11 protein-coding genes are annotated in these 9,034 nt (G+C 48.3%); 9 read left to right on the top strand and 2 right to left on the bottom strand.

The features are described from left to right. Positions 1 to 502 precede the first annotated feature (502 nt). Positions 503 to 1,030, top strand: a complete 528-nt coding sequence (locus HC757_RS18715) for a hypothetical protein (protein ID WP_169565958.1) — start codon at positions 503 to 505, stop codon at positions 1,028 to 1,030. Between the two features lie 251 nt (positions 1,031 to 1,281). On the opposite strand, the gene HC757_RS18720 is transcribed toward HC757_RS18715, so the two are convergent. Next, entirely contained in the window at positions 1,282 to 2,142 is an 861-nt protein-coding gene (locus tag HC757_RS18720; protein ID WP_169565959.1) for a hypothetical protein, read from the bottom strand. A 322-nt stretch (positions 2,143 to 2,464) separates the two neighbouring features. Between HC757_RS18720 and HC757_RS18725 the strand changes: the two genes are divergently transcribed. The 8 genes from HC757_RS18725 to HC757_RS18760 all read left to right on the top strand — a co-directional run bounded on the left by HC757_RS18725 (position 2,465) and on the right by HC757_RS18760 (position 8,728). After that, complete coding sequence (locus tag HC757_RS18725; RefSeq protein ID WP_211164496.1) at positions 2,465 to 2,737, top strand: hypothetical protein; 273 nt, start codon at positions 2,465 to 2,467, stop codon at positions 2,735 to 2,737. Positions 2,738 to 2,945: 208 nt separating this feature from the next. Next, positions 2,946 to 4,484 carry an IS21 family transposase gene (gene istA / locus HC757_RS18730; protein WP_169565961.1) on the top strand — a complete coding sequence of 513 codons (1,539 nt, stop codon included), beginning with the start codon at positions 2,946 to 2,948 and terminating at the stop codon, positions 4,482 to 4,484. Position 4,485: 1 nt separating this feature from the next. Next, positions 4,486 to 5,238: an IS21-like element helper ATPase IstB gene (gene istB, locus HC757_RS18735; protein ID WP_169565962.1), complete on the top strand. Its 753-nt coding sequence runs from the start codon at positions 4,486 to 4,488 to the stop codon at positions 5,236 to 5,238. Further along, positions 5,235 to 5,717, top strand: coding sequence for a hypothetical protein (locus HC757_RS18740; RefSeq protein WP_169565963.1), 483 nt, complete (start codon positions 5,235 to 5,237; stop codon positions 5,715 to 5,717). The genes istB and HC757_RS18740 overlap by 4 nt, the downstream gene beginning before the upstream one ends. After that, positions 5,704 to 6,657 (top strand): tyrosine-type recombinase/integrase, encoded by a 954-nt coding sequence (locus HC757_RS18745; RefSeq protein WP_169565964.1) that lies wholly within the window; start codon positions 5,704 to 5,706, stop codon positions 6,655 to 6,657. Before HC757_RS18740 ends, HC757_RS18745 begins: the two co-directional genes overlap by 14 nt. Before the next feature lie 189 nt (positions 6,658 to 6,846). Further along, complete coding sequence (locus HC757_RS18750) at positions 6,847 to 7,398, top strand: heat-shock protein (RefSeq protein WP_211164497.1); 552 nt, start codon at positions 6,847 to 6,849, stop codon at positions 7,396 to 7,398. A 215-nt stretch (positions 7,399 to 7,613) separates the two neighbouring features. Continuing rightward, entirely contained in the window at positions 7,614 to 8,426 is an 813-nt protein-coding gene (locus HC757_RS18975; RefSeq protein WP_211164498.1) for a hypothetical protein, read from the top strand. Beyond that, a complete protein-coding gene (locus HC757_RS18760) occupies positions 8,426 to 8,728 on the top strand; it encodes a hypothetical protein (protein ID WP_169565966.1) in 303 nt (100 codons plus the stop codon). Before HC757_RS18975 ends, HC757_RS18760 begins: the two co-directional genes overlap by 1 nt. 98 nt (positions 8,729 to 8,826) lie before the next feature. On the opposite strand, the gene HC757_RS18980 is transcribed toward HC757_RS18760, so the two are convergent. Beyond that, positions 8,827 to 9,034 (bottom strand): hypothetical protein (locus HC757_RS18980; RefSeq protein WP_211164499.1); only part of this gene is annotated, 208 nt, incomplete at its 5' end.

Raw genomic sequence — 9,034 nt, forward strand, 5'->3', positions numbered from 1 at the left:
GTGGTGTCAATCTTCCCCGTTTGTATCCTGTTGAGTCGACTGTTTCTGGGCTAAACCACTTCCCCAGGCTTGAGCACTCACTGAAAGTGCATTATGTTGTTGTTTTAATATGGCTGGCCTCATACTAATTTTGATGTAGGATTAAAAAAGGCTAGAATACCTGGGATTTCAAAGGGCGCAAAGCGTGGGCCCAAGACAGATCCAAATGCGCCGCATAATAAAAAGATTCGCGAGATCGGCGAACAAATCGAAGCAGATGGAGGAACGGTTATAGCTGGGGGTGGTAGGCTCCCTGAGCAGTTAGTCCGCACTCCTGGCGGAAACAAAAGTGGTCGCAGACCAGACGTTCTTTACCAAGACTGCAAAGGTAACCTGTGTGGAGTAAACGTAGGGAAAACCAAAGCAGATGGCTCCCCAGTTAAGCGTGAACAGCAAGCACTTGATGACTTGAATGGTGCTGGTCTCCCCACAAGATTCGAGCGGTATGATTAGGACGTAAACGATGAAAAAAATAATGATTCAGTTTCACGCCACGCTAGAAGAGCTTGTTGAGTATATAAACTCAATTAGCTCTGAGCTTGGCTTGTTTGTGACTGTGATGGTTCTGAGACCGTTTGCTTTGAGGGAAATAGATGGCAAATTGTCAGTCGAGGCACTGAATATTGATGGCGACGTTCGTATTATCCTCACAGCTCAGAAACCCTCTATGGATGCTTCTTCGCCAAATATCTTCTATGACTTGAACTCAGGTACTATTGGTTTACACATTGGACGATTAACAGAGCAAGGGTTAAAAGAATCAGCTTTGGCATTTATGTCCGATGACAAGGAGAAGGCTGCTATTGCCAATAAGGTTGCTTTAAGATTGAAAAAGTTAACCAAAGCCGGAGCAACAGTAGTAAACCCGGTCAATGGCGCTGAGGCAAACGCTCGATCCCATCGTTATACATCGGGAGCGGAAGCCCTGTATAACGAAGGCATAAAAATACTACCTGTAGCGGGTAATAGTTTTTTTAAGCTCATTGATTAAATGTTACGAAGAAAGAGCAGACAGTAGTAACACTTGTTCCAATCAGCCCCATTTCCTTGGGGCTTTTTCTTGCCTGAAACCGGGCAATTCGACCAGCAGCCTGGGCAGGCTTTGCCGGTAGAAGTGATCAGTGTTGGCCAGCAGGGCGGGCAGTTTGGGGCAGCGCCGCTAATTGGTGGCACTGGCGCAATTGATCGCTTCCGCTGTTCACAAGTGATCACTTCTACTGTTTTAGACTGATCAGGGTGCTGTCAATGTTGCCCAAAAATGGAGACTCGTCCTTTGAGTTCTTTCAAAGAAGTGGGATGGTTGTCTGCCTGAAAAAGCGTATCGATAAGTTTCTGGATCTCGGTATGATGGATGAAGTTGTAAAAGCAGAGCTGACCTTCTTTGGAATTCGGGACCAGCTTTAGCTGGATAGCTCTTTTGCACAAATCTTGGTAGAGCGAAAATACTGGCCTAATGTTAGGTGAATTTTTTAATATTAGCCGCATAGGAATACGAATCTGATTCCCATCAGACAATCGAAACATACTAAAATGCAGATAGTTTTGTACTATATTACTTGCATCATATAGATGCAAAAATTGGGCGTTCAGGTATTCATAAAAGTCGACTGCTATTGCGGAGAACGGAGTAGTGAGGCCAATTTTGAGGAAGTATATAATTGCCAACAATTGATTCCTATCGAAACATGTATTTTCTGGTGTGGTGGACTCCAGGCAAAAGGCTATCCAGCAGGTCAGTGCATGGATGTCGGTGCGGCTCATCAATTTAAGCTCTGTCCTACCGTTTATTTTTTTCTTTCTGATAAGGTTGCCGTAAGCATCTTCTTTGAAGAGCAGGTTGACATAGTTTACCGGAAGATTACCTAACACCTCTTTGATGGATTGTGCCGAAGGTTGGGTATTGTCGATAAGTTGCCACAGTGGGTTGCAGAGCAACGCCTTAAAAGAAAATTCTGCGTTCAGGCGACGGTCAATGTCGTCAACAACATATTCCCTGATGACCGGCTCACCTTGCTCTTTTTTATTAAAGAAGCGGGACGAATTGTTTAGCCATTCTGAGCTGTGACGCCGTTGTTCGTCCTCAGCAAATAACTTCTTTTTCATTCCATAGGCACTTGGGGCATCCAGGTACGCCTTCAAGCAAGCGCACCCGTAGCGGGTAGCAAGTGACCTTGTGTCTCGGCTCAGGCCAAGATAGTTCTCGAAGGTGTACATAGGAGAAGTAAATTTCGCAATTGGCATTGCAAACTGCCGCCTAACAACACAACCAATTGATAAATAGTGTTTTTGTTGTCGAACTCACTCATGAGCTCGTGCCCTTAATTGAAAAAGAAAGCCTTATGCAAGTTTAGTAGGTCTTCATATTCTTAGTTAATCTCACGAAATCAAAGCAGGTTGCAGGATGACTAACAGGCACGGTACCCACTTGGAAGCATTGGCTGCTGAGTTGGAGCGTGAACTCATGCACAGATATGGCTCACCGTTGCTGACTGGTAAAAAGTTAAGCGAAGCCATGGGTTATCCGAGCATTCATGCGCTGCGAAAACACATGTCGCAATCCACCTTTCCGGTTGCACTATTTACCATTCAGGGCCGAAGGGGAAGATATGTGTTGGTAAAGGACATTGCTTTTTGGCTCGCCAAACAAAGAATCGAACATCAATGCCACGTTGAGGAGGAAAGGCCTAACGAAAGATAAGCAAACTATTTATTCGTGATTTAGCCAAGGCACTGAAAGTGAAAAAGCCAACATCTGCAAATGCTGGCTTTTCCGGAATTTGTCGAATTTTCGCGCTCGACAACTTCATTAAAGCTTTCCCATGCCAGACTGTCAAGTTTCGGCCCAGACCGGAGCGTGGGCATGCACGTGCCTTGATTTCATCAACAGTGAAATTAAGGAGCTCATCATGAGCATACAGACATTACGGCAGCTGCTGCGTTTGCTGCTGACCACCAATTACTCAAATCGGCGGATTGCCCAGCTTGTGGGCATATCTCCCAATACGGTGCGGGCTTATCGTAGTAAGCGACGGGAAACCTCTGTGACCCTTGCGGAGCTGGAGCAAGATTCAGATGACCGGCTGCTGAATCGATTGAACCCCGTCACGCCTACGGACAGTATTAAGCGTCAACCTGACTGGGCTTATGTGCATCATTTGATGCAGGAGAAGCATCAAACACTCATTCAGCTCTGGGAGGAATACCGCAGCATTCGTCCCGCCGATGCCTTGTGCTATTCGCAGTTTACTCACTGGTATCGGCACTACGTCAAGTCCATCGACGTGTCCATGCGTCAGTACTATGCCCCCGGCGAGGTGTGCTTTGTCGACTTTGCCGGTAAGCGCATTCCCTGGACAGATCCGCAAACTGGGGAGAAATATTATGCGGAAATTTTTGTGGGTGTTTTGGGGTACTCGCAGCTGGTATTTGCCCAGGCATTGCGCGACCAGAGTCTGGAGGGATGGCTGAAAACCCATCCGTCGATGTTTGATTATATGGGTGGGGTTCCTCGCGTGGTGGTGCCGGACAATCTCAAGTCAGCCGTCACCCGGCCCGGTAAGTTCCCGGAAATAAATCACAGCTACCAGGAGCTGGCCGAGCATTATGGCTTTGTGATAGATCCTGCACGGGTGAGGCGACCACAGGATAAATCCCTGGCCGAAATCGGGGTGTTGCTGGTTACCCGATGGATTACCGTGGTGCTGCGTCGCCGGAGCTTCTTTAGCATTGCCGAGATTAATCAGGCGATTGTCGAGTTGCTGGAGCAGCTGAATCGACGCCCGTTCAAACGCTATAAAGGCAATCGCCGTGAGCGGTTTGAACATACCGAACGTGCGGCGTTGTCTGCCTTACCAAGCAAACCCTTTGATATTGGCCGATGGCTACATCTGCAAAAGGTGAATCGGGATTATCACATTTACGTGCATGGTCACGCCTACTCTGTGCCCTATGAGCTGACTGGCCAATTGGTGGACGTCAAAGTGTGCCAAAGCAAGGTCGAAATCTACTTCCATCACAAGTTGGTTGCCATGCATATACGTAGCCATGTTCAAGGTGGCACTACCACGGAGAACAGCCACAGACCCAAGAGTCATCAGGCGTATGCGGCTCAGTCAAAAGCGCATTTTACCCAATGGGCCACTGGCATTGGCGAGCACGCCTTAGCCTTGGTATCGGCGCAGTTTGACGGCGTACCGGACTATTCATTACAGGGCTGCAAAGCCTGTTCGAAACTGCAAAAGCTCGCCAGGCAATATGGCCAGGCGCGTTTTGAACGGGCATGCCAGTGTGCCTGTGAAATACAGTCGCTGACCGTCAGCAGTGTGCGCTCCATCTTGCAGTGCCGCTTGGATGAACCTTCAGCTGAGGCCGTCCCCGTTCAAGGCCAGCTGCCACTGCACCATAATGTTCGCGGTGCCCGGTATTACCTGGATGGAGGACAGTAAGATGAGCAGTGAACAAAGCGTCTTTGAAAACCTCCAACAACTGCGTCTGACCGGCATGAGTGAAGCCCTGAAAAAAGTCCTGGTGACACCGGATATGGCAGCCCTCCCCATTATCGATATTCTGGCCTTTTTGACCTGTGAGGAAATCCAATACAAGTCTCAGAAAAAGCGGGAGCGACTGTTTAAAGCCGCGAGGCTGAAGCAGGGCCAGGCTTGCGTAGAGAATATTGATTACCTGGCAAAGCGAGGGATTGATAAGGGCTATCTGGCCTCATTGATTAACTGCGACTGGGTCGCTCGAAATCAGTTTTTGCTGATTACCGGGCCGACCGGGGCCGGAAAGAGCTGGATTGCCTGTGCCCTTGCCAACCAGGCAATAAAACTTAATTTTTCAGTGCTGTACAAGCGTTTCAACCTACTGATGGAGGAATTGGACATTGCCCACAGGGATGGTTCCTTGCCGAAACTGCGCAGCGGGCTGGCCAAATACAAACTGCTGGTGCTGGATGATTGGGCCATGGCTCCATTGAACGACCTTAACCGACAGGACTTACTGGAGTTGATAGAAGAGCGTGTCGAATCCGGGGCGCTCATCATCACCACCCAATTGCCGGTCAGCCAATGGCATGAATACATAGGTGAGCCCACCCTTGCCGATGCCATCATGGATCGCATAATTCATCGCGCCCATCGCCTGGAGTTGCACGGCGAATCCATGCGTAAGCTGTACAGAGCGGTTAAGGAGGACAAATGATGGACACAAACCTTCATATTGACGCCTTCGAGCAGATGTTGGCCTCCCCTGATATGGATGACATCTACCTCAAACAGCTCTTCGATATTTACCATCAGCGCTTGCTGGCAAATCCCGGCGTCTGCCAAAAACTGGCGCGGCGAGGGATAAGCATGGGCAGCATAGAAGCGCATTGGATTGGTTATTGCGACCGCACCTTGAATCGCTATGTGCCCACATCGGAACATGCCGATGGTGCCGGATGTCGTGGTGCATTGAGGCGCTTGGGATTAACCAAGGTCAATGGCCATGAGATTTTTCGGGGTTGTATTGTGGAGCCGCTGCTTGAGGGCGACAACATAGTTGCCGCCTGTGGGATAAAACTCATTTGTCCCAGCAGGCCGGCACCGCGGATCATTCAATGGTACAGGCACGGTGTTTATACCCGTGCTGTCAGGTTTCATATCATGATATGGGGGAGGCGCTATGTGGCTCACTAAACCTAACTCGCTAACCTTATCGAACTGCATACAGTACTACCTGGATGTCTGCCGCGCCAAAGGCCAGAGCGAAAACACCGTGGTCAGCAAGGAGGCCTCGTTGTCGCTCTTTTTGCTGTGGACCAAGGGGCACGGCATAGTCGATACAACTCAGATTGATGTGGAAGTACTGGACAACTACCAGCAGTACCTTAACCAGTATCGCAAAGCACGTCATGGAGGCCCCTTATGCCGGGCCACCATACGTTACCGACTGACAACGGTGAAGGTGTTCATTAGAACCTTGTATATCAAAGAGGTGCTTGTGGTGAATAGTACCGAACGTTTTGAACTGCCGAAGAATGGCAGGCGCTTACCCAAGCCCGTTCTGAGTGAAGAGGAGGTAAAGAAGGTGCTAAAGCAGGCCGAGCATTATGGTCTCAAGGGGGTAAGGGACACAGCCATTATGACGACTTACTATGCTTCCGGCATTCGGCGATTTGAGCTTGGCACCTTGGCGCTGGACGATGTGGACTTTGAGCAATGCCAGCTCAGAGTCAATCAGGGGAAAGGCTTTAAAGACAGATATGTGCCCATTGCCAAAGACACTTGCAGTTGGATATATCGCTACCTGAAAGAAGTCAGACCCACCTTGGGCAATGCGTACTCCGGCAAAGCCTTGTTCTTGGCAAACAACGGTAAGCCATTCAGAGCGGCTCAACTGTCTGAACTGGTGGCCAAGTACATCAAGTTGGCCGATGTGCGTAAGTCAGGGGCCTGCAACCAGTATCGCCACGCAGCGGCAACGCACATGGTGGATCACGGTGCCGATATTCGCCATGTCCAAGAGTTCCTGGGGCATGCGGACTTATCCACGACTCAAATCTATGTGCATGTGAGCATGGCCAAACTGAAGGAGGTGTATAACCGGACGCATCCGGCAGCCCGGATTCAGGATTGACAGCCCCGTCAAAAAGGGCGAGACTATAGCCATGGTGCAGCAGACATGCGCAAGCATGACACCACGTAACCCGCAAGGGTCGAGGCAGTGGCCGGTAATGACGTTCTGAATCCAAGTCTGACTTGGCGAAGGCTCCCTCGTTGGAGCCTTTGTTATTTCTGGCCCTACACAATTATAAGAATAATGAGCTTGAAACGTCTCTTTAACCTCGCCGACAGTGAGTATCAGTTTTGGAAACCGTTCGACTATCACGGAACCGAAATCCACTTTGAGCACTTGGTTGCCAGAAAACACACCTATGTTCATCCGCAAAGGAATGAGCAGTACACCCTTTATATTACGCTGTCACACCACGTATTTACCGTAGATCCTGATAAATCCAAAGACCCTTACGGTCCTCAGATATACCCACACAAGCCTGAAGATCCCAGAGCATTCTGCCCAACCAGATATGCCTTGTCCTTCCATTTGGCCCACATACTTGAGACCTTACCCGAGCAGTTCTGTTATCACGGTGGCTACAGTCGCTACTGCACCTGCAAATTGGAAGACGATGATGGCAATGAGATATTCTATCAGGTCGTTTTTCGGGTGTGGAAGGAACAAGGCAAAATGCGTTTTCATGTGGAAAGCGCCTATCCGTTACCCGGCAGACCAGCGAAAGTAAAGAAGGTGAATTTCTGGGTGATTTGCCATAATCTTTTGAACAACAAGAAATTACCCAAGCCATCATCCAAGTGAACACAACACTGATTCCATATGGTAAGGTGCAGCTGTAAGCCACTGTATTCCATGCGCTCTTTAACATTCAGCTCAACTCTCCATTCCGATTAATTCATATGAACGGCCGGGTGTACGATTACAACCTGGGTAGGTTCATGAGCGTTGATCCCTTCATCCAGAGTCCCACCTCGACCCAGAGTATCAACCCCTATTCATACATAATGAACAACCCTATGTCTGGTATAGATCCAACGGGCTACTGTTCGACGGACGATACGCTGAAAGGCTGTGCCGATGGTTTGGAAGCGGGTAAAACCCAAGCCATTACTAATGCGGACGGCAAAACCGTTGGACATATCGGCAAGGATAGCCAAGGTAATGTGCATATCAGTAATGGTTCCAGTAAAGGTCAAGCCGCTGTTACCAACTCAATAGCCAATGTAGGTAAGACTGCTGATATTGGATCTCAGCAGCAAATTGCTTCACAAGGGGTGCAAACTCAGACGGCTTCTAATCAAAATGGAAGAATAGAAAAGCAAACAGATGGTTCTGTCTTAACACCAAATAGGAAACAGGGTATAACATCAGTAGATGAGGATGGCGTGCCTTCCTTTGATGAATCTCATGAAGACTTTCATGATTATTACCTTGATAATTCATGCAGTAAGTCGACCACAGGTTGCAATATTGAAAATGTAAGGCAAGGGTTGCAAAGATATCCTGCTCCGGGGGCTAGTGGTGAGCCTGTTTCCGATGAACAGGTGGGCTTTGCGCTTCCGGTCGGATATGTAAGGCATGAAGTCTCTGCGGACGGAGGAACGGTTATGAATGTTACTCTTCCCCCAAATGAAAAAGGAATACCACGCCATCTATTGAATCCGGGAATCGTCCGGCGCTGGGTTACTCAGGATAAAAACAACGTTTATATACATACCTATGGTGAAGGGACTGGGCCGCTTGGCCGTCCAAATGAAATTTTAAAGCATCAGGTTTGGGATAGAGTTGACGCGCAAGCATTTGGATGGGCCACAGGGGGGAATAGGTGATGGAAATTAATCAAAGTAATCGAAAATTAATCGGTGTATTAGAGCTATTCACGGTTTTGGTATTCTCACTGAGCTTTGTTTATCTTCTTGATGATGTGATCCAAGTTCTATCTCTGGATGGAGTATTAGAAGATATCGTGTTTTATGTTTTTGTTTTTGGCCCCTTGGCTGTATTTCCGCTGTCTTTATTTGGTTGGAAAAAACTTAAGCTAAAGCGATTTGGTTTGTATACGGTTTTAGCTTCTTTTCAAATAGTTATTTTGATTGCTTTTACGTATATATTGATGAATAGCCAAGTATAGAGTACTAGATGCCAAAGCCCGCACTCGCGGGCTTTGTTGTCTCAGGCCTAGGCTGCCAACTCGTTATCGTTGGACCGCCCGATCTGTTTCTCGGCTGCTTATTCGACCTGTTGCTCGGCAAGATACTCACTGGCCATGGCCTTGTGTTTATTGACGCTCATGCAGCAGAAGCAATTAGAAGCAATTAGGGCCACCCACAGTAAATGGTGAGATTCAGCGGTCTCTTCTAAACTGAGATAAATTGTCGATGCTGGAGTCTTGTCATGCCGCGCCCTCGAAGAACTCAAATAAGTGTTGAAGACACGC

It is taken from the genome of Shewanella salipaludis, assembly GCF_012911865.1.
GTDB lineage: Bacteria > Pseudomonadota > Gammaproteobacteria > Enterobacterales > Shewanellaceae > Shewanella > Shewanella salipaludis.

Excerpts from the sequence above, each read along its gene's own strand:
- HC757_RS18720 (WP_169565959.1), bottom strand. The coding sequence starts at position 2,142 with ATGAAAAAGAAGTTATTTGCTGAGGACGAACAACGGCGTCACAGCTCA.
- istB (WP_169565962.1), top strand. The coding sequence starts at position 4,486 with ATGAGCAGTGAACAAAGCGTCTTTGAAAACCTCCAACAACTGCGTCTG.
- HC757_RS18715 (WP_169565958.1), top strand. The coding sequence starts at position 503 with ATGAAAAAAATAATGATTCAGTTTCACGCCACGCTAGAAGAGCTTGTT.
- HC757_RS18975 (WP_211164498.1), top strand. The coding sequence starts at position 7,614 with ATGTCTGGTATAGATCCAACGGGCTACTGTTCGACGGACGATACGCTG.
- HC757_RS18760 (WP_169565966.1), top strand. The coding sequence starts at position 8,426 with ATGGAAATTAATCAAAGTAATCGAAAATTAATCGGTGTATTAGAGCTA.
- HC757_RS18745 (WP_169565964.1), top strand. The coding sequence starts at position 5,704 with ATGTGGCTCACTAAACCTAACTCGCTAACCTTATCGAACTGCATACAG.
- HC757_RS18740 (WP_169565963.1), top strand. The coding sequence starts at position 5,235 with ATGATGGACACAAACCTTCATATTGACGCCTTCGAGCAGATGTTGGCC.
- istA (WP_169565961.1), top strand. The coding sequence starts at position 2,946 with ATGAGCATACAGACATTACGGCAGCTGCTGCGTTTGCTGCTGACCACC.